The 23,777-nt window shown below is 52.8% G+C and carries 19 protein-coding genes and 1 pseudogene; 14 read left to right on the top strand and 6 right to left on the bottom strand.

Annotated elements, in window-relative coordinates; genetic code table 11:
- Nucleotides 1-15 precede the first annotated feature (15 nt).
- The 3 genes from ACUUL3_RS07100 to ACUUL3_RS07090 form a co-directional block, all read right to left on the bottom strand.
- The gene (locus ACUUL3_RS07100; RefSeq protein WP_448554731.1) at nt 16-300 is read right to left on the bottom strand and encodes a hypothetical protein; all 285 of its coding nucleotides are present in this window, start codon (nt 298-300) and stop codon (nt 16-18) included.
- A gap of 443 nt (nt 301-743) precedes the next feature.
- Nucleotides 744-1,220 (bottom strand): thermonuclease family protein, encoded by a 477-nt coding sequence (locus tag ACUUL3_RS07095; RefSeq protein ID WP_448554733.1) that lies wholly within the window; start codon nt 1,218-1,220, stop codon nt 744-746.
- Entirely contained in the window at nt 1,210-1,482 is a 273-nt protein-coding gene (locus ACUUL3_RS07090; protein WP_448554735.1) for a YHYH domain-containing protein, read from the bottom strand. Before ACUUL3_RS07090 ends, ACUUL3_RS07095 begins: the two co-directional genes overlap by 11 nt.
- 101 nt (nt 1,483-1,583) lie before the next feature.
- Between ACUUL3_RS07090 and ACUUL3_RS07085 the strand changes: the two genes are divergently transcribed.
- The 13 genes and pseudogenes from ACUUL3_RS07085 (at nt 1,584) to ACUUL3_RS07025 (ending at nt 19,459) form a co-directional block, all read left to right on the top strand.
- Nucleotides 1,584-1,811, top strand: coding sequence for a DUF2188 domain-containing protein (locus ACUUL3_RS07085; protein WP_448554736.1), 228 nt, complete (start codon nt 1,584-1,586; stop codon nt 1,809-1,811).
- Nucleotides 1,812-2,125: 314 nt separating this feature from the next.
- Entirely contained in the window at nt 2,126-2,845 is a 720-nt protein-coding gene (locus tag ACUUL3_RS07080) for a CerR family C-terminal domain-containing protein (RefSeq protein WP_448554738.1), read from the top strand.
- Between the two features lie 48 nt (nt 2,846-2,893).
- On the top strand, nt 2,894-3,469 hold the full coding sequence (locus tag ACUUL3_RS07075; RefSeq protein ID WP_448554740.1) for a TetR/AcrR family transcriptional regulator: 576 nt from the start codon (nt 2,894-2,896) through the stop codon (nt 3,467-3,469).
- A gap of 160 nt (nt 3,470-3,629) precedes the next feature.
- Nucleotides 3,630-4,829 carry an efflux RND transporter periplasmic adaptor subunit gene (locus ACUUL3_RS07070; RefSeq protein WP_448554742.1) on the top strand — a complete coding sequence of 400 codons (1,200 nt, stop codon included), beginning with the start codon at nt 3,630-3,632 and terminating at the stop codon, nt 4,827-4,829.
- Nucleotides 4,830-4,841: 12 nt separating this feature from the next.
- Nucleotides 4,842-8,003 (top strand): efflux RND transporter permease subunit, encoded by a 3,162-nt coding sequence (locus ACUUL3_RS07065; protein WP_448554744.1) that lies wholly within the window; start codon nt 4,842-4,844, stop codon nt 8,001-8,003.
- Between the two features lies 1 nt (nt 8,004).
- Nucleotides 8,005-9,450 (top strand): AdeC/AdeK/OprM family multidrug efflux complex outer membrane factor, encoded by a 1,446-nt coding sequence (gene adeC, locus ACUUL3_RS07060; protein ID WP_448554746.1) that lies wholly within the window; start codon nt 8,005-8,007, stop codon nt 9,448-9,450.
- Between the two features lie 418 nt (nt 9,451-9,868).
- Nucleotides 9,869-10,459 carry a class I SAM-dependent methyltransferase gene (locus ACUUL3_RS07055; protein WP_448554748.1) on the top strand — a complete coding sequence of 197 codons (591 nt, stop codon included), beginning with the start codon at nt 9,869-9,871 and terminating at the stop codon, nt 10,457-10,459.
- 268 nt (nt 10,460-10,727) lie between these two features.
- A pseudogene (gene wrbA, locus ACUUL3_RS07050) lies at nt 10,728-11,356 on the top strand (NAD(P)H:quinone oxidoreductase).
- Between the two features lie 203 nt (nt 11,357-11,559).
- Nucleotides 11,560-12,726 carry a phospholipase A gene (locus ACUUL3_RS07045; protein WP_448554750.1) on the top strand — a complete coding sequence of 389 codons (1,167 nt, stop codon included), beginning with the start codon at nt 11,560-11,562 and terminating at the stop codon, nt 12,724-12,726.
- Nucleotides 12,727-12,778: 52 nt separating this feature from the next.
- On the top strand, nt 12,779-13,831 hold the full coding sequence (locus ACUUL3_RS07040; protein WP_448554752.1) for an HD-GYP domain-containing protein: 1,053 nt from the start codon (nt 12,779-12,781) through the stop codon (nt 13,829-13,831).
- 647 nt (nt 13,832-14,478) lie between these two features.
- Nucleotides 14,479-15,552, top strand: coding sequence for an HlyD family secretion protein (locus tag ACUUL3_RS07035; RefSeq protein ID WP_448554753.1), 1,074 nt, complete (start codon nt 14,479-14,481; stop codon nt 15,550-15,552).
- A complete protein-coding gene (rbbA, locus tag ACUUL3_RS07030; RefSeq protein WP_448554755.1) occupies nt 15,549-18,335 on the top strand; it encodes a ribosome-associated ATPase/putative transporter RbbA in 2,787 nt (928 codons plus the stop codon). Before ACUUL3_RS07035 ends, rbbA begins: the two co-directional genes overlap by 4 nt.
- Before the next feature lie 2 nt (nt 18,336-18,337).
- Nucleotides 18,338-19,459 carry an ABC transporter permease gene (locus ACUUL3_RS07025; RefSeq protein ID WP_448554757.1) on the top strand — a complete coding sequence of 374 codons (1,122 nt, stop codon included), beginning with the start codon at nt 18,338-18,340 and terminating at the stop codon, nt 19,457-19,459.
- Nucleotides 19,460-19,505: 46 nt separating this feature from the next.
- On the opposite strand, the gene ACUUL3_RS07020 is transcribed toward ACUUL3_RS07025, so the two are convergent.
- The gene (locus ACUUL3_RS07020; RefSeq protein WP_448554759.1) at nt 19,506-21,149 is read right to left on the bottom strand and encodes a hypothetical protein; all 1,644 of its coding nucleotides are present in this window, start codon (nt 21,147-21,149) and stop codon (nt 19,506-19,508) included.
- A 149-nt stretch (nt 21,150-21,298) separates the two neighbouring features.
- On the opposite strand from ACUUL3_RS07020, the gene ACUUL3_RS07015 reads away from it, so the two are divergent.
- Nucleotides 21,299-21,619 (top strand): hypothetical protein, encoded by a 321-nt coding sequence (locus tag ACUUL3_RS07015; RefSeq protein WP_448555900.1) that lies wholly within the window; start codon nt 21,299-21,301, stop codon nt 21,617-21,619.
- 147 nt (nt 21,620-21,766) lie between these two features.
- On the opposite strand, the gene ACUUL3_RS07010 is transcribed toward ACUUL3_RS07015, so the two are convergent.
- Both ACUUL3_RS07010 and ACUUL3_RS07005 read right to left on the bottom strand, forming a co-directional pair.
- Complete coding sequence (locus ACUUL3_RS07010) at nt 21,767-22,030, bottom strand: hypothetical protein (protein ID WP_448555898.1); 264 nt, start codon at nt 22,028-22,030, stop codon at nt 21,767-21,769.
- Between the two features lie 238 nt (nt 22,031-22,268).
- Nucleotides 22,269-23,741: a metallophosphoesterase family protein gene (locus ACUUL3_RS07005; protein ID WP_448555897.1), complete on the bottom strand. Its 1,473-nt coding sequence runs from the start codon at nt 23,739-23,741 to the stop codon at nt 22,269-22,271.
- Between the last annotated feature and the right edge of the window lie 36 nt (nt 23,742-23,777).

Below are 23,777 nucleotides of genomic sequence, written 5' to 3'. Positions count from 1 at the left end.
ATGATGGGTTAATTTTTAGTCGTATTTCTTCCAGTTATCAACTAACCATTTTTTTACATTGGCATGGCTTCGGATGTTGCCAGGCAGATTTTTGTGTATCAACCGTTCTATTTTTAATCCCGATGCTTTTTGCTTTAAATTATTTGTGGCGGCAAAACTGTTTATGAACGCAAGAACCTCATAGCCTTCCCCTCGATTTAACAATGTGCTATCTGGTTTTCCTGTGACTTTGGGATCATCAGGAGTAATTGCCGTCCAAGAGTATTCAAATTTCAAGTCTGATCTTTGTAACAATGGCATATATCCTCCTTGGTTGGGATGAGCCTGATAAACTTTTTTGCATTTTTGGGTGGTCCCGTTTATGCAATTTCAAGGTTAGGCCTTTTTGCATCAAAAAATCAATACGTGAAAAATACTAATAGTGGGGAGGTAGGGTACGGATTTTTAAATTTCCAGGAAAAAATCAGGAGGATTCGAAAAAAAAGGCGGCTCATTTTTATTATGCTTCGGAGCATAATAAATTTACGATTGGCAGCGTTACGCTTCGAAGTATAACGCTACACAAGCATGTTTTGTTTTCTGTGCTGCTGAAATGACATTGATTTTGGCCGACAGGCTGAGTTAGCCTCCAATGTCTTTCGACAGACATCGGTCTCGGTTCATGGTCAAAATCGAAATATTATCTGTTTATGTATAAAAATTATCTGTGGATGTATAATCTATCCATAGATAATGATAGCCAGTCATTTTTTTATGCGTCTCCACTCCCACGGCGGCACAGGAGCCGGATCAACCCATAGGCCGATTTGCGCTGCTCTGGCTTGCGATTCTTCCTTTATCCAGGCGGTACACTCCCCGCGATGGCAATATTGGCGGTACACCCACGCAAAGCCGTTTTTTACCAATTCTTCATTTAAACTTCGCCCGGCCACGGTCACAAGCCCAACTGTCCGACCATAACGATCCTGGTCAACCGGCTCTACATCCACCATTTTTCCGGCAACCATGGAAGCGGTGAAGTCTCTGGCCTTCTGGCCGAAAGCCTGTTTTTTCTCAGGGGTGTCCACCCCGTATAGGCGGATCTTCGTCTCGCGGCCATCCTGCCGAACCTTGATTGTGTCGCCATCGGTGACGGCGACGACCTGGCCAGTCCAGGCATGAGCTGAAGCTGATGCGAGAACCAAGAAGGTCAAAAGCAATACGAAGAAGCTATTTTTCATTTTTCAGGCCTTCTTTCGCCTTTCTGGGGCGAGGCACTGGCGCCACGTTTGCTTTATTGTCGCTGCCCGAGGAGAGCGCATTCAACGCCTCACTTTTGGAGGTATAATGGTTGCCTGCGAGCGGCCCTCTGTGGAAGTGGTATCCTCCCTGTTTTCGATTGTTGTGGCCGCCGTAACCATCGAGTCCTCCGCCATGGGCAAGGGCCAGGGAAGGGAGCATGAGGAGCATGAGCACAATCCTGATCGCGATGGCCGGTTTCATTAGAGTCCTCCTTGAATTGGTTTTGACAAACAGATGGATCATGCTTACCCATTTTCCTGGGCATTTGTTTATTATAAACAACTTATAGAGGAGTCAAGAGAATGGCAAGAGATGAGCACCATGTGGTTCCAAATTCAGAGGGCGGTTGGGATGTGAAGCGGAGTGGTTGCGAAAGGGCGTCACGTCACCTCGAAACGAAACAAGACGCGATAGATTTTGCAAGGCAGGTCAGCAAAAATCAAGAAACAGAGCTAGTCATCCATAATAAGGATGGCAAAATTTCTGGATCGGACAGCCATGGGAACGACCCTTATCCACCTAAGGGATAGTATGCAGGATAGAAGAGAGACGACGGGGAAGCTTACGCTACTATTTTCACTAAAAGTCCGTCAACGGCGAGATGGCCTTCCTCCGGTTTAGTGGACATCGGGGGAAGGCCAGAAAAAAATATGACGATTGGCAGCGTTATCCCTCGGAGTGTAACGCTGCCAATTGGATTTTTATTATGCTCGGAAGCATAATAAATTAGCTTTCCTTCGAATGTCCCAAGTCTTCTTTCTGAAATTCAGGCCCAAGACTCCATTGACGCGACTTTGTAAATAAGTAAAATGTAAATTTAACTTATTCGGAATGGGGGTGAATCATGAGAAGGCAACGAAGCGACGGGCAGCAAACACGTCGAAACCTGTTGGGGTCCGCATGCAAGGTTTTTGCAAGCAAAGGTTTTCGCCAGGCGACAATCGCCGAGATTTGCAAAAAGGCCAAGGTCAATAACGCCGCGGTCAGTTATCATTTCGGCAGCAAGGAGGACTTGTATGTGGAGTGCTGGCGTTACGCTTTCGCTCAGTCATCGAATGTCTGTCCCCTTAATGGCGGAATTCCGGCAGAAGCTCCGGCGGAAGTGCGGATGCGCGGTTTGATATTTTCAATTATGCAGAGGATCACCAATCCGAAAAGTCATGCTTTTGACATCTTTTATAAGGAAGCGGCAAACCCTTCCGGCTTGCTGACCAAAGTCATGTGGGAATCGGTGGAACCAATCGTTCGCGGTTTTGACCTTCTGGTCAGTGAACTACTGGACAAAGAGCCAAACGAGCAAGAGGTGCAACTCTGCTCTATGAGTATCCGATTCCAGTGTTTAGGCCCATTGCTTTATGCCCGTCGCCGCAAGAGTGTACAGGATCCCTCTCAAAACGGTCTTAAGCCGCTGGTCGAAGATGTGGAGCAGTTGGTTGACCATATTACTCGTTTTAGCCTTTCCGGTATCCAGTGTTTCGCCTCCGAGATACGCAATAATCAACAGACTAGGTTAGCTCATGAATTACATAGGTCTGTAAAAAACAATTTGACAAGAAATGGATAACCACCTATCTTGGGAGTGAACGTTCACTCCCAAGATAGGTGGTCCGGTATGGCGACTTCTGAAAAACGACAAGAGATACTGCAAGCGGCATTGGAACTGATCGCCGAGCATGGATTTCATGGTGCGCCAATCGCCAGCATCGCTGATCAAGCTGGCGTGGGGGCGGGGACCATCTATCGTTATTTCGAAAACAAAGATGTGCTTATTACTGTTTTGTTCCAGGAACTCCACGACAAATTCCATAGAGGGCTTATGGATGGGTATAAGTCGCACATGTCACTCAGTGAGAGGTTTATCCGGGTCAGTACGGAGTTACTCAGATATTTTATTACTAACCCTCTGGAGTTTCGCTTCTTGGAACAGTATTTTAACTCGCCCTATGGCGTGGCGTTTCGTCGGGACCGGATCCTGGGAAAAGGGGGGGATGGCGATTTGTTCCGCATGCTTCTTGAGGAGGGAGTCGCCCAGCAGATTGTGAAGAATCTCCCTGTGGTCGTGCTTTTCGCCCTGGCGTTTGGTCCTCTTTTGATGGTGGCTCGCGACCATATACTTGGGTTTGTCGAACTTGATGATGCTTTGCTTGTGCAGACCGTTCAGGCCTGCTGGGATGGTGTCAAAAGGTGAAACGAAGTGCTGCTGGGGATACAGGGTTTTTTAATTGCTTGTTGCGGAGTGAATGTTCATTCCAGGTTTTGGGTGTAAATTTCTTCCCGGTGCTGGGGCATAAGCTTGATGCCCCAGCGATCAAGCTAGGAAGTCGCTTAACTTCTTTGAGGTAAATTTGATGGATACCACTGACAAAGTCAAACTGATCGCTTTGACGGGACTCTTAATCGGCACGTTCGCGATAACCGGTTGCAAGCAAAATACCTCAGGAGGACCGCCAACCAGCGGTCCTCCTGAGGTAGGGATCGTGGCCATAACTAGTTCGCCAATCACCTTGACCATGGAACTATCAGGCCGGACATCGCCCTATATGATTGCCGAGGTGCGCCCCCAGGTGGGGGGTATTATCCAGAAAAGGCTGTTTACCGAGGGAGCAGACGTGAAGGCCGGGCAGGTGCTTTATCAGATTGATCCCGCAACCTATCTGGCCGCCCACGCCAATGCCAAAGCAGCCCTGGCCCGAGCCGAGGCCAACCTTATCCCGATCCGACTCAAGGCGGAACGTTTTCGGGAGTTGGTAGCTATAAATGCCGTGAGCCGACAGGATTACGATGATGCAAGTTCAATGCTCAAACAGGCCGAAGCAGATGTTGCAGCCAATCAGGCGGTCGTCGAGTCCGCTCGCATCAATCTGGATTACACCAGTGTGAAGGCACCGATATCGGGTCGGATCGGCCGCTCGACCGTGACCGATGGTGCATTGGTAACAGCGAGTCAAGCGGCTCCGATGGCCACGATTCAGCAACTTGATCCAGTCTACGTGGATGTGACACAGTCCAGCGCTGAGTTGCTCCGTCTGAAGCGGAATCTCGCTAATGGTGAAATTACAGGGAAAGATGCCGGCAAGGCAAAAGTCAAGCTGCTGCTGGAAGACGGTAGCTCTTATCCGCAAGAGGGAACCCTGAAATTCAGCGAAGTGACTGTCGACCAGAGTACCGGTTCCGTTACTCTGCGGGCGCTTTTCCCCAACCCGGAGCAACTGTTGCTGCCCGGCATGTTTGTCCGTGGCATCGTGCAAGAGGGGGTCAGTGAACAGGCGATCCTTGTGCCGCAGCGCGGGGTGAGCCGTAATCCCAAAGGCGAGGCCATGGTCATGGTGGTCGGCGACGAGGAGAAGGTGGAGCCGCGTGTCATCAAGGTTTCCAGAACGGTTGGCGAAAACTGGCTGGTGACTGAAGGGGTGAAGGATGGAGACCGCGTAATCTTGGAAGGAATACAAAAGGCGCGTCCTGGAACTCCAGTCAAAGCCGTACCGTTCAGCAGCAAGACGGATGCACCCCCAGATGGCATTCCAACGTCAGCAGCAGCTAAAAAGTAAAGGAGACGCTCCATGTCTAGGTTTTTCATCAATCGCCCTATCTTTGCCTGGGTGATCGCCATCATGGTCATGCTGGCCGGATTGCTAGCGATCAAGACTTTGCCGGTCTCCCAGTATCCGCCCATCGCGCCGCCCCAGATAACCATCAATGCCGTGTATCCGGGCGCTTCCGCTCAGACCGTGCAGGATACCGTCACCCAGGTCATCGAACAGAAGCTGAATGGCATCGATAATCTGATTTATATGTCTTCCACCAGCGATTCAGCCGGAGCGGTGGCCATCAATCTGACCTTCAAAGCCGGTACCGATCCGAACATCGCCCAGGTGCAGGTGCAGAACAAGCTGCAACTGGCCACTCCGCTTCTGCCCCAAATCGTGCAGCGACAAGGGGTTTCGGTGGTTAAATCCACCAAGAACTTCCTGCTGATCTTCGGGTTGGTTTCGGAAGATGGTTCCATGGACCGTAATACCTTGACTGACTACATGGTCTCCAATCTTCAGGACATCATCAGTAGGGTGGAGGGAGTAGGAGAATTGCAGGTGTTCGGCACCCAGAATGCCATGCGAATATGGCTGAACCCGGTTAAGCTGAACAACTTCCACTTGACCACCAACGATGTAATTGTGGCGCTACAGGCCCAGAACGCTCAGGTCTCAGCCGGTCAGTTCGGCGGAACCCCTGCTGCGCAGGGACAACAACTCAACGCCACTATCACGGCCCGGACCTTACTCCAGACTCCGGCGCAGTTCGATGCAATCATCCTGCGGACCAACAGCGATGGCTCTACTGTCAGGTTGAAGGATGTAGCCGAAAGCAAGATAGGCACCGAAAACTACGATATTCAGTCGTTCTACAACGGGAAGCCGGTGGGTGGTATGGCAATCCGTCTGGCAGCCGGCGCCAATGCCCTGGATACGGGCAATCGCGTCAAGGCCAAGTTGGAGGAATTGTCGAAATACTTCCCTGCCGGCATGAAGGTGGTCTATCCCTACGACACCACTCCTTTTGTCAAAATATCTATAGAAGAGGTGGTTCAGACCCTGTTTGAGGCGGTTCTTCTTGTTTTTATCATCATGTTTCTTTTCCTGCAGAACTTCAGGGCCACATTGATACCCACCATTGCGGTACCGGTCGTTTTGCTTGGCACCTTCGGAGTGCTATCGGTCAGCGGTTTTTCTATAAACACGCTGACCATGTTCGCCTTGGTTATCGCCATCGGTTTACTCGTAGATGACGCAATTGTGGTTGTAGAGAACGTGGAGCGAATCATGTCTGAGGAGGGGTTGTCGCCACGGGAGGCGACCATCAAATCCATGGGCCAGATCACCGGCGCACTCTGGGGTATCGCCACAGTGCTGGCAGCGGTTTTTGTGCCTATGGCCTTCTTTGGTGGATCTACAGGTGTCATCTACCGCCAGTTTTCTATCACCATCGTTTCCTCTATGATTCTGTCGGTGCTGGTAGCTATGATTCTTACACCAGCCCTGTGTGCCACCCTGCTCAAACCGGTTGAAAAAGGACACAAGCCTGGGGAATCGGGTTGGTTCAGGAGGTTTTTCCATTGGTTCAATACGTTGTTCGACCGCGGCAGGGAGCAGTATGAAGGGATCGTCGGTCGCTCCTTTGGTAAACCGGTACGTTACCTGGTTGTCTATGGCTCTATTGTGGCGGCTATGGTTTTCTTTTTCATGCGGCTTCCTACCGCCTTCCTGCCGGACGAGGACCAGGGATTCATTATTTGCCAGGTGCAACTGCCTGCTGGCGCCACCGAGGAACGGACGATTCAGGTGATACGACAGATGGAGCAGCATTTTTTGGAGCGGGAGTCCAAAGCAGTTGAATCCATAATTACCGTGGCCGGATTCAGTTTTGCCGGTCGAGGGCAGAACATGGGACTGGCTTTTGTCAAGCTCAAGGACTGGAATCTGCGTAAGTCCACTGAGTTGAAGGCCCCGGCCATTGCCGGCCGGGCTATGCAGGCCTTCTCAAAGGTTCGTGACGGTATGGTTTTTGCCTTCTCACCACCGGCGGTGGTGGAGTTGGGACAAGCCAATGGTTTTGACTTTCAGTTGCAGGATCGTGGCGGCTTGGGACACGATAAGCTGATGGAGGCACGCAACCAGTTGTTGGGTCTGGCCATGAAAAATCCCAAGCTGATTGCGGTGCGCCCGAACGGTCAGGATGACTCACCCCAGTTCAAGCTCGATATTGATGATGTCCGGGCAGGAGTCCTGGGGATCCCCCCGGCCGACATCAATAATATTCTGACAACAGCCTGGGGCAGTTCCTACGTTAACGACTTCATTCAGAACGGTCGGGTCAAGAAGGTCTATCTCCAGGCCGACGCCAAGTATCGAATGCTACCGGAGGATATTAAAAGCTGGTATGTCCGAAACGAACGGGGCGAGATGGTGCCATTCTCAGCCTTTGCGACCGCCCACTGGCAGTATGGATCGCCCCGCCTGGAACGATATAACGGGATTCCATCCGTGGAGATTATGGGGCAGGCAGCCCCTGGCGTGAGTACCGGGGAGGCAATGGACGAAATGGAGAAAATGGCTGCTGGGCTGCCGTCGGGGATCGGTTACGAGTGGACCGGTCTCTCCTATGAGGAAAAACAATCGGGCAAACAGGCTCCCGCCCTGTATGCCATTTCACTCCTGGTGGTATTTCTTAGTGTGGCGGCACTGTATGAGAGCTGGACCGTCCCCTTTGTTAATTTGTTGATGCTTCCGTTAGGATTGGTGGGTGCAGTTGTGGCAGTTACAATGCGGGGGTTGCCCAACGATGTCTATCTTCAGATAGGTCTGCTCACCACTGTGGGGCTTTCCACCAAAAACGCCATCCTGATCATTCAATTCATCAAGGAGCAGATGCATCAGGGCCATGAGCTGGTTGAGGCCACTCTGGCAGCGGTTAAGATCAGATTGCGTCCGGTCATCATGACCTCCCTGGCTTTCTTCTTCGGCACCCTGCCGCTGGCTTTGACCCGCGGGGCAGGCGCCGGGGCTCAGAACGCCATCGGCACCGCTGTCACCGGCGGGCTGCTTTCGGCTACTTTCATCGACTTGATTTTTATCCCGTTTTTCTTTGTCCTGATTTCTCGACGCTTTGCAGGAAAAAAACCGACACCACAGTCCTCGGCTGATCCCAACGTTCAAGAGGTGCATTGATATGAAATCGAAGACCGTAGTCCTGTATTTGCCTTTGGCAGCATTGCTTTGCCTGGAGGGCTGTACCATGGCCCCCAGGTATGTCCGCCCCGAGGCACCGACGGCGGCCGTCTGGCCAAGCGGCTCGGCATATCAAGAGCGAGGAGAAAACCAATCCGTCAAAGAAGTGGCCGATATCCCCTGGCAGGAATTCTTTTTTGATCAGCAATTGCAGAAATTGATTATTCTCGCACTGGAAAATAACCGCGACCTGCGCATCGCCGCTCTCAATATAGAGAGGTCACGGGCTCAGTACCGAATCCAACGTGCCGAGCTGTTTCCGCAGATCGACGCCACCGCTGCCGGCAGCAAACAACGGATCCCTGAGACCCTCTCGACCACAGGTCAGGCCGAAACCGTTCATCAATATAACGTAGGTGTTGGGGTCAGCGCTTACGAACTTGATTTGTTCGGTCGCGTGCAAAGCCTGAAGGATCAGGCGTTAGAACAGTATCTTGCTACCGAGCAGGCGCGGCGTACTGTCCAGATCAGCTTGGTCGCAGAGGTAGCTACGCAATACTTGACCCTGGCTGCCGACCGCGAACTGCTTGCGCTGGCCAAAAATACTCTGGAGGCCCAGCAGAGCACCTACCAACTAATTCAGCGTCGCTTTGAATTGGGCGCCTCTTCAGAGTTGGATCTGCGACAGGCGCAAACCAGGGTGGATGCGGCGCGGGTGGATATCGCCCGCTACGTTACTTTGGTGGCTCAAGACGAAAACGGTCTCAACTTGGTAGTCGGCTCGACGGTCCCAGCCGAATTACTTCCCCAGACATTATCCGAAACACTTACAGCTATGAAGGATATTTCCCCCGGTTTGCCGTCCGAGGTACTGCTGCGGCGTCCCGATGTCCTACAGGCTGAGAATCAGCTCAAGGGGTTCAACGCCAATATCGGCGCGGCAAGAGCGGCGTTTTTTCCACGCATTACTCTGGTCAGCTCTGTTGGAGTCGGAAGCGATGAGTTATCCGGTCTCTTCAAATCCGGATCGGGTGCCTGGGCTTTCGCACCACAAATAGTTCTTCCAATCTTCGATGCCGGCAGCAGATGGGCTAGTTTAAAGGTGGCGGAGGTGGATCGAGACATCGCTGTTGCCCGGTATGAGAAGGCGATTCAGACGGCCTTCCGAGAAGTGGCCGACGCCCTTGCCCAGCGGGGAACCATCAACGACCAGGTGGCTGCGCAGCAGTCGCTCACCGATGCCACCGCCATGAGTTACCGTCTCTCTCAAGCTCGCTATGAAAAAGGGGTGGACAGCTATCTGAATGCGTTGGATTCCCAGCGTTCGCTCTATGATGCCCAAAAGGGGTTGATTGCCACCCGGTTAACGCGGCTACAGAACTTGGTGACATTATATAAAGTGTTGGGTGGCGGCGGAGAAATCGCGTCTGCGCCACAAACTCCGTGATCCGCTGCTGAGGTGAAGCACCAAACACTTAACCGGAGGGCGTTATGAAACCATCCAGGTTGGCTTTGTATATCGCGATAGCATTACTCTCTCTTGCTGGGGCATTTTACGTTTTGGCCAAGGAACCACCGCCGGGCTGGCCGATCAATCTGATTCACCTGCTTTTCAAACACTGATTTTTCAGATGTTGGTCTTAGCCTAGCTTTACCGGTTAACTAACAATGAAGCTCTCTGCAAGGTGCTTGGGAAGGGGTTGCTCTCGCGGACTGGCGCTCAATGCATACTGTCGCCACGAGGGCATCCTTCATGCTCACCAATATGGAGCGCGTCTCCATAAGGTCATAAACATTGAGTGGAGGACAGAAGAGAGAGGATTGAATTCTGGAAACGTATGACATGGGACTGAAGAGGTGTCTGGATGAGTAAGCAAAAGAATATTCCCACTGGTAAGAGCCGTTTCGATTTAATCGACCAGGAAAAGTTTTTTCGAGAACTAGAAATCAAGGAGGACGCAATTTTTCTTGATGCTGTCTGTGGTTGCGGCGACTATGCCCTGGCTGCGGCCAGCCGTATTGGGGAGCAGGGACGGATATATGCCTTTGATTTGCAGGAGGGGATAATTGATCGGTTGATTGATAAAATTGTGGCTGAAGGTATCACCAATATCGTTCCCAGGGTCGCTGGCCCGCTTTCGCTTCCTTTGGGTAACAACACAATAGATATTTGCCTCATGGTCATAGCATTCCATGACTTGGTGCCGCAGGGCGACGATCAGAAAGCATTGGAGGAAATTAAGAGAGTCTTGAAGCCAAGCGGCGTTCTGGCTGTGATTGAATTCAAGAAAATATCCGGTCACCTCGGACTGCCGATCAATATTCGTATCAAATCGGCGGAGCTGGACGAGACGCTCCGTTTTCACGGGTTCACTTCAGTGAAACCTCGAGAGATTGAAGTTGGTGAATATAGTTACCTCTCGCTTTATCGTAAAGATAACGTGCAACCCTACTGACTAAGAACTCTATAATGTTTGCTCCTTATAAGTGCGAATAACAAAAAAATACAGTCAAGGGAAAGACGAGAAAATTAGTCAAGGAGGGGCAATCAAGCATCACGATTTTGCACACATGACGAAAGCTGCCAAGATTCAGGAATTTTTATCACCGGCCGCCTGTCGCCCACCGATCAGGAATTTCGACATATATTCGTTCCTCTGCTTAGGGCCTGATTCAGGTCACAGACTAATTTCTGCTGTAGGTTGATAAAAGGAGAAGCAAAACATGTGTAAAGTGTTAATCGTTCATTACAGTATGTATGGGCACATTTACAAGATGGCCGAAGCTGTGGCGGAAGGTGTTCGGGCGGTAGCCGGGTGCGGGGCGGTGATAAAAAAAGTTCCGGAGACCCTTCCCTCGACAGTGATGGAGAAGATGGGAGCACTTGATACCCAGAAAGGAATGCAACATATCCCGACTGCCACGATGGATGATTTGGTTAAGGCAGATGCAATTATTTTTGGCACTCCGACCCGCTTCGGCAACATGTGCGGCCAGATGCGCCAGTTTTGGATGCCAGCGGCGGTCTTTGGCAAAAGGGTGCTCTGGTTGGAAAGCCAGGCAGCGTGTTTACCAGCTCTGCCACGCAGCATGGTGGTCAGGAATCGACCATTCTCAGTTTTCACATCACATTACTGCACCATGGCATGGTGGTAGTTGGCCTGCCCTATACCTTTGTTGGTCAGATGGGGATTAGCGAAGTCTGCGGCGGGTCACCTTATGGCGCATCGACCATCGTCGGAGGCCAAGGAGAACGAATGCCAAGTGACAATGAACTGGCCGGAGCCCGGTTTCAAGGAGGACATGTGGCGCGGATCCCCCTGAAACTCAAAAATTCCACTACACAATCTTAAGGAGTTACAAGGCAAGAACTGTTGCGATCTAGACTTGTCATCATTACGTCAAGTTCTGGTCAGGCGTTGTGCCCCATACGCTTCCTGAATTTTGGACGCGCTGGGGTCGGCTATGAGAGTGTGTAGAAACAACTTTTTGCCTTACTCTGGGACATATTATGGGGCGTTGGACAGGACGGAAGCTGCAAGGGAGGACGAAATCGTTGAATCGCTTGATAGCGATTTGTTCTTTGCTACTGTTGGTTCTTTTAACCGTTGTGCCGTTAGCCTGGGCGGTAATTCCGTCCTGGTTAATTGTGACTCAGGACGAGACCGCGTTTGCAGGCGCGCCGATTGCGTTTGATGTCGTTAAGCCCTCGGCGCAGGTTGATTGGCCGACAAGGCTCAGGCTCAAGGTGGTGCATGACGGCAGGACACTGGAAGTGGAGGTTGCCGCTGCAGGGACGGCCGCTATGGGGGATACCCGACGAACGTATTACGGGGTATTGCCGAATTATCTCACAGGGATGGTGCGGGTTGAGCTGGCGGGAGTCGAATCGAACCGGTTGGCTCTGCTGGTCACCCTTCCTGATCCCATCAAGCAGACCCCGGCGCCTTTAGTGACAGCAGCATCGCCAGTTATGCAGCCTAGTGCTGTCGGTGACATATTGTTCCCTGCAAACGAACCTGCCTTGTCGGTCAATGAGCCCATATACTTTGCCGTGGGCGACAACGGCGGCATCAATGCACGCTTTCAACTGAGTTTTAAATACCGGATTTTTGATTCTGGCAGTCGTCTAGTGGCGTGGGTTCCACTGCTTTCCCGTCTGCATTTCGGCTATACGCAGACTTCGCTCTGGGATCTTGGGGAAGATTCGGCACCCTTTCATGACAGCACCTATCGTCCCAGTCTTTTCTGGCAGGGCGCTATCATCGGCAATGGTCTGATGCCCGACCTGCTTCGCACTGGCTTTGAACACGAATCGAACGGTAAGGATGACGTGAGTTCTCGCAGCATTAACACCCTCTTTGCGCAGCCTGTCTGGCGCATCAAATTTATGAATGAACGCGCGTTGATCTTCGCGCCCAAAATTTATGGATATCTGGATAAAGAAGAAAACCCAGATATCCAGCGCTATCGAGGGTATGTGGACTGGAATTTCCGCTATGGACATGAGGATGGCTGGATGATGGCTACACAATTGCGCAGCGGTACCGCCGGGTATGGCAGTGCCCAGCTGGATCTTTCCTATCCGTTACGTAAGGCTTTTTTTGCCCGTACAGGAGGTTTTCTGCATTTTCAGCTATTCACTGGATACGGAGAAAGCCTGTTAGACTACAATCTAGATCGTGGCACACAGGCGAGGGTAGGTTTCTCAATTGTTCGTTGACTAGGGTGTGGGACGATCTAGCTCCAAGCGTCATAGAACGGAGTTCCAAAAAATGAATGATGCTAATTTGCCATCGTGGTCTCATTCTTCCCCTATTTCCCCCTCCAACCCGATCAGTCCCAATGTAATGTATAGATGGTTGCGAAAACTGTTTATGGCCGATGGACTTGGGTTAAAGCTATTTCTGGCGGCGACCCTAGTGGGAACAAACTTTGCGTTTATGCTTGGTATCCTGCGGTTGTTAACCGAGGCTCATTTGCGGCAAGTCGATGTTACTGATCATTATGCGCTGGTTCGCTATGCGTATCAGCTTTCAGGGCAAGTTCATTATGACTTGCTGGGGATGATTATTGCTTTTTATCTTCTTGTTTATGCCACAACGATACTTCTCTATCCTGTTTTGCGCCTGCATCAGAAAGCGTTGAAACGACAAGCTTTGGACAATATGAGAGCCAGGGGCGAGACCTTGATCATGCTAGGGAGTTTGATAGCAAAAAGGGACAGCGACACCAGCGTGCATAATTACAGGGTCACTTTGTACGCAATTCATTTGGCCGGAACGCTTCGTATTCCTGAGGCCGAGATGCACGATCTGGTTGTCGGCGCCTTTCTTCACGACATTGGGAAAATCGCAATTCCCGATAAAATTCTGCTTAAGCCGGGTCCGCTTGATGAAGAAGAAACCAGAATTATGCGGACGCATGTTGCGCAAGGCCTTGATATCCTCCGCCACAGCATTTTTCTGCGCGGGGCTGAGGCGGTTGTAGAAGGGCATCATGAACACTATCTCGGCACGGGATATCCAAACGGCTTAGCCGGTAAGGCAATTCCGCCTATTGCTCGTCTGTTCTCTATTGCTGATGTTTTTGACGCCTTGACCTCCGGGCGTCCTTACAAACAGCCTTACTCCTTGGAAGAAAGCCTTAGGCTAATGACGGAAGAGTCAGGAAAAGCCTTTGATCCGGAGTATCTCCAATCGTTTTTGTCGTTGGCCCCAAAACTGTATCAAAGTTACGCCGCCGCACCCGAAGAATTTCTTGCCAGTGAATTGAAAAATCTTGCAGGGCCCATTCTCGTTTCTAGATGGACACGTGATCAGCTTTGAGGGATAATATAATAAAAGGGTCATGACTAGAACAGAGGATTTTTTCGGATTATTACAAGAACCTGGCTAAATTGTATAGCCCTCAACTTCTTCCGTTGCTTGACTTTTACGAGAAGCACCGAGAAACATTTTCAATGGCCGAGATTGCCCGTATTTCTAATACGGCAGAACCCCTGAAATTTATAGATAGAGAGCAAAGGAAAGTGCTATGACCGTGCCAGGGAATATGGATAGCTTTCCTCAAAAACTTTCTTTCGGGGGAAGATCTTTCGATCAAACGACTCAACTCACGTTCACAACCGAAAGCCCGAGAAGGTCACTTGCAAGCAGTATTTGGCAAAAAATGAAAAATAGAAAGGGGTGAAAGATAGTGATAGAGCAAGACGCAACGCGGTATGTGGAGAAATTGGCTGTCTTGATTGATGCAGAAAACAACCAGGAAGGGATGGATTTCTACCAAAAATTATTCTTAAGATTCAGAAAGAGCTTGGAGAGACAAAATAGCCTGTTGTCATAATAGACGTGGGTCTCTTCTTTTCATAGTGGTTTCGGGTCATGGGCAATATGCTCCATCATTTGATTCGGGGAAACTCGGTGGTGTTGAAATGAAAGGCGTCAGGCACGCTTTGGCTGGTTGAGGAAGAACAATGATCGAACAGCGGAAAAAATGGTTGATCAGAATCGTGGGGTCTATGGCAATTGGCATTTTGGCTGTAGTCGCATGGCAACGGTACGGTGGTAATGAAAAGAATGAGGGAATTGCCAGCGGCAATGGCCGTATTGAGTCGGTTGAGATCGACATCGCCGCCAAATCAGCCGGCCGGATCAAGGCCATTCTGGTGAATGAAGGCGACTTCGTCACCGTCGGGCAGATTGTCGCACACATGGATACCGAGGTGCTCGATGCCCAGCGCCGCGAGGCCGAAGCATATCTTCGTAAGGCAGAAAGCGCTGTTAAAACCGTGCAGAACCAAGTGGTGCAACGCCAGAGTGAGAAGGCCGCCGCTCTGGCGTTGCTCGCGCAACGCGAGGCCGAACTTGATGCGGCTCAAAAACGTCTATCGCGTTCGGAACCCCTGGCTGGCATGGGTGCCGTCTCCACCCAGGAACTCGACGATGATCGCGCCCAAGCCCTGAGCAGCCAAGCGGCAATCCGGGCGGCAAAAGCTCAGATAGCCGCGACCGAAGCCGCGATTGCCACGGCACAATCCCAGGAGGTTGAAGCGCGCTCGGTTGTTGAGGCGACACGGGCTACGATCGAACGACTCCAGGCAGACATTGATGACAGTGCGTTGAAGGCGACCCGCGAAGGACGCGTGCAGTATCGCCTCGCCCAGCCCGGCGAGGTGGTCGCCGGCGGAGGCAAGATCCTCAACCTGCTCGATCTGACCGATGTTTATATGACCTTCTTTCTCCCCACCGCGCTGGCCGGCCAAATCGCAATCGGCTCCGAAGCGCGCCTGGTGTTCGATGCCGCACCGGAGTATGTCATCCCGGCAACGATTTCCTTCGTCGCCGATGTTGCCCAGTTTACCCCCAAGACCGTGGAAACGGCCAGCGAACGACAGAAGCTGATGTTTCGAGTCAAGGCGCAAATCGCTCCGGAGTTGCTCAAGAAACATATCCGTCAGGTCAAGACCGGCCTGCCGGGTGTGGCCCATGTCCGGCTCGATCCGCAGATGAAGTGGCCACCCGCCCTGCAGGTAAGGCTCCCGCAATGAGCGGTGTCGAGTCGCCCTTCCCATCGGTTGCAGCAGAAACACCCCCGGTTGCATCGTTAACCGAGGTCAGCCTGCACTACGGCAAGACCCTGGCCTTGGATGGAGTCACCCTTGATCTGCCGGCCGGACAAATGGTCGGCCTGATCGGCCCGGACGGGGTAGGAAAATCTACGCTCTTCTCGCTGATCGCCGGCGCCCGCATCATCCAGAACGGCCGGATCGAGGTGCTGTCCGGGGATATAGCCAACGCGCACCACCGGAAATCTGTCTGCCCGCGCATTGCCTACATGCCCCAAGGACTGGGCAAAAATCTTTACGCAACCCTGTCGGTATACGAAAACATCGATTTTTTCGGCCGGCTCTTCTCCCAAGAGCGCGACGAACGAGAACGCCGCATCGCCGAGCTGCTCGTCAGCACCGGCCTGGCTCCTTTCCGGGACCGTCCGGCGGGCAAGCTTTCCGGCGGGATGAAGCAAAAACTCGGCCTCTGCTGCGCGCTCATCCACGATCCCGATCTGCTGATCCTCGATGAACCCACCACCGGAGTGGATCCGCTCTCGCGCCGACAGTTCTGGGAGCTGATCGGCCGCATCCGGACCCGGCAACCCGGGATAAGCGTCCTGGTGGCCACCGCTTATATGGAAGAGGCCGCCCGCTTCGACTGGCTGGTGGCCATGGATGGCGGGCGGGTGCTGACCACCGGTACCCTCCGGCAGCTGCTAGAGCGCACCGCCAGCGAGACCCTGGAGGGGGCCTTCATTGCCTTGCTGCCGGAAGAAAAGCGCGCCGGCCACCGAGCGATCCGCATCCCGCCACGCCAAACCGATGGCGAGGAGATCGCCATCGAGGCGAAGGATCTGACCATGCGTTTCGGCGACTTCACGGCGGTGGACCGGGTGAGCTTCCGCATCGCCCGCGGCGAGATCTTCGGTTTCTTAGGCTCCAACGGCTGCGGCAAGACCACGACCATGAAGATGCTCACCGGATTGCTGACGGCCAGCGAGGGGGAGGCGTGGCTCTTCGGCCAGACGATAAACCCCAAGGATCTTGAAACCCGGCGCCGGGTCGGCTATATGACCCAGTCTTTCTCGCTCTATTCCGAGCTGAGCGTGGAGCAGAACCTCACCTTGCACGCCCGACTTTTCAGCGTCCCCGCCGAGCAGATTCCGGACCGCGTAAACGAAATGGCCCGCCGCTTCGGCCTGACAGGGATCATGGCGGCGCTGCCCGACAGTCTCCCCCTGGGGCAACGCCAACGCCTCTCCCTGGCGGTAGCGATGATCCATCGGCCGGAGATGCTGATCCTCGATGAGCCCACTTCGGGGGTGGACCCGATCGCCCGGGATGGGTTCTGGCAAATGTTGATCGACCTCGCCCGCCATGACCGGGTCACCATCTTCATCTCCACCCATTTCATGAACGAAGCCGAACGGTGCGACCGCATCTCCCTGATGCACGCCGGGCAGGTGCTGGTCAGCGATACGCCCGCCGCCTTGATGCAGAAACGCGGGGCAACAACCCTGGAAGAGGCATTTATCGCCTACCTGGAAGACGCCGCGCCCGACAACAAAAGTCCTGAGGCATCAGCAGCTGCGGCACCGGTCCCTCACCCGCCGCCAGCCCATGACCCGCCCGCCGCAATGACAAAAATCCGCTTCGATCTTCGCCGTCTGCTCAGCTACAGCCGGCGCGAAGGGCTGGAGCTCCAGCGGGATCCGATTCGGGCCACCCTGGCGCTGCTCGGCAGCGTAATGCTCATGCTGATCATGGGCTACGGGATCACCCTGGATGTGGAAGGTCTTTCCTTTGCCGTGCTCGATCGCGACCAGACCGCGACCAGCCGCGATTATGCCCTCAACCTTGCCGGCTCCCATTATTACTTCATCGAACACGCGCCCATTACCGATTACGCCGATCTGGACCGACGCATGCGGGCAGGCGAGATCAGCCTGGCCCTGGAAATACCCCCGGGCTTTGCCCGCGACCTGGGGCGCGGCACCCCGGTGGCGATCGGGGCCTGGATCGACGGCGCCATGCCGCAACGGGCCGAAACCATTCAGGGATATGTGCGCGGGATGCATGCCCACTGGCTGGCCGAGATGGCGGCGCGCACGCTTGGCCAGTCCCGCTCCGCCGGTCTGATCAAGATCGAGACCCGATTTCGCTACAACCCCGAGGTCAAGAGTCTGATCGCAATGGTACCGGCGGTGATTCCCCTCTTACTCTTGATGATTCCGGCAATGCTCACGGCGCTCAGTGTGGTGCGGGAAAAAGAGCTGGGCTCCATCGTCAACCTCTATGTCACGCCGGTGACACGGTTTGAGTTTCTGCTCGGCAAACAACTGCCCTACATCGGCCTGGCAATGGTGAACTTCTTGCTCATGTCCTTGCTGGCGGTGACCGTTTTCGGGGTGCCGATGAAGGGGAGCTTTCTTGCCTTATCCGTTGCGGCCCTGCTCTATGTAATTTCGGCCACCGCCATGGGCCTGTTATTCTCCACCTTTGTCCGCAGCCAGATTGCAGCCATCTTCGGCACGGCCATTCTCACCCTCTTGCCTGCCGTGCAGTTCTGCGGCATGACCTCCCCGGTTTCCGCCCTAGAGGGGTTGGGCAGGATGATCGGTAACGTCTATCCCACCACCTATTTCCTGACCATTGCCCGGGGAACCTTCTCCAAGGCCCTCGGTTTCGCGGATCTGCAGGCCTCCTTCCTGCCGCTCATCCTGGCCGTCCCGTTGCTGACCGGACTCTGTGTGCTGTTGTTGCGCAAACAGGAGCGTTGAACATGCGGCTCGACAACATTCGCCAACTGGGGATCAAGGAACTGCACAGCCTAGCCCGTGATCCGATCATGATGGGCTTGATCCTCTTTGCCTTCACGGTGGCAATCTACTCGGGCGCCACGGCAATGCCGGAAACCCTCAACAAGGCGCCGATCGGCATCGTTGATGAAGATCAATCGCCGCTGTCGGCGCGGATCGTCGACACCTTTTATCCGCCGCATTTTCTGCCGCCGGTGCTGATTACCCGGGCCGAAATGGACAGCCGGATGGATGGCGGCCTCGACACCTTCGCCCTGAACATCCCGCCCGGGTTTCAGCGGGATCTCCTGGCGGGAAGACAACCCACCATTCAACTGAATGTGGATGCGACCCGCATGACCCAAGCCTTCAGCGGCAGCGGCTATATCCAGACCATGATCAGCAGCGAGGTAGCCGAATTCGCCCAGCGTTATCGCGGGATTGCACCGCCGCCGGTCGTGCTCGAACTGCGGGCGCGCTTCAATCCTACTTTGACCCAAACCTGGTTCGGGGCTTTGATGGAACTCATCAACAACGTCACCATGCTTTCCATCGTGCTAACCGGCGCCGCGCTGATCCGGGAGCGGGAGCATGGCACCATCGAACATCTTCTGGTCATGCCGGTTACACCCTTTGAGATCATGACGAGCAAGGTCTGGTCCATGGGGCTCGTGGTCCTTGTCGCCTGTGCTTTTTCCCTTCTCTTTGTGGTCCAGGGCCTCCTTTCGGTGCCCATTGAAGGTTCACTCGCCCTTTTTCTGCTCGGCACCGCGCTGCACCTGTTCGCCACGACCTCCATGGGGATTTTCCTGGGCACCATCGCGCGCTCGATGCCGCAATTCGGGCTGCTGCTGATGCTGGTGCTGCTGCCGCTGGAGATGCTCTCCGGCGGGGTCACGCCGCGCGAAAGTATGCCTGCCTTTGTTCAGGCCGTGATGCAGGTGGCACCGACCACCCATTTTGTCTCACTTGCCCAGGCAATTCTCTATCGGGGCGCGGGCCTGGATGTGGTGTGGTCGCAATTCATTATCCTTATCCTGATTGGTCTGGGTTTTTTCGGCATCACGCTGACCCGCTTCCGCAAAACCATCGGGATGATGGGGTGAGATGGGTTGTGCATCCACAGAAACAAATGAATTATATTGATAGGGGTCACCCGAGTATCGTGATGAGCCTCGAAATCCAACTCGCTCTGTCTGCCTCTGAGTTGCTCGACGGGTGATGTTTGACCTGGAATACAACTCCCAACCTGGCCAATCGGTCGGACATTTTTTCCTGAGTAACCGCCTCAACGTACCACTTCACAACCTTGTCCGCCTCGGCTGAGGCCTCGTGTTCTGTTGAGCAGAGAACGAAGGTGGAACATCCATTCGTGAGAGCTCTCTGGTCGATCTCGACAAGGCAGACTTGTTTCCATTGATGCTGAAACGAAACATATCCGCATCGACGCCTGTTGCCATCCGTGCCATCGTAGCTTTCTTTTTGAGAAAGCCGCTTCCTTCCCTTATATCTCGGTTTCTGCCAAACGAGTTGCTCGGAGTACGACCAGTCTGTTATTCCTTGCATCTCCTTGAGTTCTGAGGCCATTTGAACGAATTCGTCGAGGGGCATTTCATAACCGGCAACTGTCTCTTCTGGATTCCGCTCAATTTTGGCCTTGGAAATCTTTTTGGCCGAGTTTTTTTCTTGTTGGGCACTGAGATCTACTTCCCCCTCCCGCTTTACGCCGACAATCAGGTACTCTTTCTTGCCTCTCGGATCTGGCTCTATATAAGCCTTGGTTTTAACAATCGCCTTCTCGTTGGGGTTGGATATCCGAACCCGCTCTTTCAGTATTTTCTGTATCTCCCGAGCGGCGGGGCTGGAGTGGGTCATTCTGTCTGAGTCCTTGGAATCGGACACGGATATCGTCATCAAGTCCCTTCCTGAAGAGTCATATCTCCTTCTAAGGAGGCTGATGGTGTCGAATGGGAATCGGCTGTTCTCCTCCATGATCTCGAACACAACGAAGGTTCTCCCGCCTTCGGGGTTATCGGAAAGGTTTCCCCGGGCAAGGATGGAAAGATTTTGTTCCACGGGAAAATCGACCTTGAGCGGATTGAATTGTCCATTTCTACTTCTGATATGGTGCATAATCATGTTCCAACGATTACGGGCGAAGCCGTTCTTTGCAAACCGCACAATATCGGAGGCATCGTGGTCGCTGGCGCCGGGTTTCAGAAGAATCTCCGCATTCCTGGTCTCAGGATCTATCTTGATCCATTCGTACAGACCTTCTAGCTTTTGGCTAAAGACCTGCTCCCGCATGGATGTGGACTTGAAATAGTAGGTCCCGCCTATGACGAAGCTGGGAATTACGATTTTCAAACCCTCGTTCTGAAACACCAGGCAATGTTGGTGTTTGCAAAATTCTGTGATGTTAAAAAGGAAAGTCGCGTTATTTTCGGTGGTAGGGAACGTGAGTGGGTATTCGGCATCGGTTATGGCATTTTTGGCAAGAACGATACGGTTATTGGCTGTGGAGGAGATGGTGAACCTCAATATGTCTCCTGTCGGAGGCATATTCTCCAGCTTTTTCCCTTCCTTGAAGAAAGAGCCGATAGTGCAATACGACAAGAGTTCAGGAGGAATGCTGTCTGTGATGTAAAAATCACCCTCAGTGTTCTTGAACAGAAGGGAAATGCTGCAACGGCCGGGAAGATAATGAAGGTCCGTGGCCCAGATCAGTGTATAGGTGCGCCCCTTTTTCTCGGCCATCCTTGGAAGAATGGCGATGTCGCGGAGGTTCTTGATCACAAAGCACCCCAGTAATCAAGAGGTGCCGGCTTCCGAAGAGATGGTTTTGGTTGTCGAGATCGAAAAAGAGAGGTTGAAAAGCGGGGTGAGAGGGAAGGCCAGTCCCAATAATTATTGTAGAGTCTCAGTAACTTTTGGAATTGACAACCATGATGAAAACTTTCATCCTCGACAAGATCAAGTTCCAGGCTGAAAACTGCATTGATGGCGTGCTGATCAACCCCAAGCTGCCGCGGAATTTCGACTTCACGGACAACAGGAAACGTCCGGCCGCGCAAATAGAAAAGTGGTGGCATCGGCCATATATCGAAGTTGAGGTTGATCAAAAAGAATGGCCTGAAGGGGTTCGGTATACCGTCCGTTGCCTGGATGGTGGTGCCTGGGATCGTTCTACTTGGTGGGGGTGTTTCAAGAGTATGCACGAGGCGCTGCAATGTGTTGAGAGCGGCCCGGAGTGGCGGAGAACATAAAATGCAAGAGGGGCGGATAGGGAGGATCCCGAACCGCCCCTTAATTTTTTAATTCGGATCCCTTCTCAGTAATGTTCTTTCAATTTTCCTTTTTTCGTCTGAAACCGTTACGTGGAAAGGGTTTGCTGGCAATTCTTAAGGCCAATATCACGCTGTCGCCTTTTTTGTTGTTGATCCGCGTAAAACCTTTTGCCATGCAGGATTGCTGCCTGGATTTAATCCCGATAACACGCTGTTTTTATCCGAGATGGATGATTTGCTAAACCCTTGCAAATTAAAGGCTTGTGGTCTGGATTTAAGGCCAATATCACGCAAACTTAATCCCAATAACACGCAAGCAACCCAAAGCATTCTGGGCTCGACTAACGTTTCAAATCGCGCCGCATCATCCCGCAGCCCTTCAAGCAGCAAGCGTTGTCCTCGCCTTCTTTGTAGCCGGCATAGAGTGGCGTCAATTCCCACCATCCTTCATCGTGTGGACAACATTCTTCGCAAGGTTTGGAGTGGGAGTGGTCGTAAGAGTAATGGCCTTTCCCTCCGCATTTCCGGCATATTTTGGGCATGTGTAGACCTCTTGTAATATAGTTTGTGCATGTTTGCGGCCAGGATTTAATCCCGATATCACGCGAACAACTCCCGGTGTGGTCGTTTACGCTTTAGTTGCTGGGGAAACACTTTTGTAGTCTTCGCGTTTCGGGCGCCGGCAAGCATCCTCGGGCATGTGGCGGAACAAGCCTTTTTTCAGCTCATCTTGCCGCGGTGTCCAGTAGGATAAGAAATCAACTTCAAAGTACCTTTGCAAATTCCCCGGCTGTTGATCCCACCACCGGCGATAGTCACGCAGCCATATCCTTTGGGTGCCGGGCGGATCGTCTGGCGGTGCGGGCAGGGTGCCATGCTGATCAATAAATTTGAGCAACGCATTCAGTTCGTGCACGGGCACGTTCTTGATCGGAAATGCAGCATAGTCTTCCTTGGAGACGTTCAAGGCTTCTCCCTTTTGCTTTCTCCCAAACGCCACCCTCAGATCGATCATGTCGAGCGCCTCTTGCCTGTTTTCGGGGTCAACGCCTGTTTCTTTCCATCCCCTCCAGCGTTTATAGTCCCACGGCCAAGCGCAGTTGTCATTTGGTTCCCCTTCGATCAGCGGGGCATTTTGACCGATAAGCCATTTTTTGAAAGCTCCATGGTCATCCACAGGCAGTTCGGAGATCCGTACATAAGGGATCCGTCCGTCTTCATAATGAACAATCGGCTGTTTAGCAGGTTGCAGATCCTCGCCAATCTGCCAGGCCTGGCCGTTCAAAATGTCCATGCAAGTCAGCGCACCTTTTTTCATATAGACGCCTGTATCCAGGCAGGCGGCATGGCCGAGATCATGGACCAGGAGATCACGTTGCGGGGTATGGCCGCAGACAATCTTTTTTCCGGAAGCATGCGGTTTCCATTCCTTGTCGAACCTTGCCCAGTGCAGTGGGAAAAGTGGTTGATCGGCTAGGGATAGATCAGGGCAGAGGCCTCCGTGCACGAAGATATAGTTGTCTGTCTCTAGGGCATCGACACAAGTATCCCGCAGGAATTCAATGTGCTCATCGGGGATCAGTTCGATAGTTAAATCCTGTACTTCACCGGAAATATCACGGAGGCCCTTACGGTAGCGCTGGTCTATATCATTCAGGCGCCCCATTCCCTTGCAGTACGAGGAAAGGGTGGTTTTGGCCTGGTTGTCCATCCAGAGGTCACTTGGATCTCGCGCACCCACCATCCACCAAGCATCAATTGTTTCTGATTCGCATTTTAACCCTTGGGGCGGTCGGCCATAGTAGAGTTGACATGCCCCCTGAATTCTCTCAAGAAACATAAGCATGAGCGCGTCATGGTTGCCGCGCAATGAAATGATGTTGATCTCAGGATCTCTGTGCAGGCTGATCAGTGTATCTATGACGCCGCGGGAATCCGGGCCACGATCGATGTAGTCGCCGAGGGTGACGATCAGATCCTCCCTCGTCGGCTTCACTTCTTCAAGAAGCCGGCGCAGGTGATCAGTGCAGCCGTGGATATCACCGACGGCGAGGATGCGGCGGTATTGGCCGTCTTGAGTGATGATCTTCGGCTTATGCATAAGATTCCTCAAAATTGAAAACCGAAGGTTCGGTCT

The organism is Thiovibrio sp. JS02, assembly GCF_053485635.1.
This window is presented reverse-complemented; position numbering and strand designations above follow the sequence as displayed.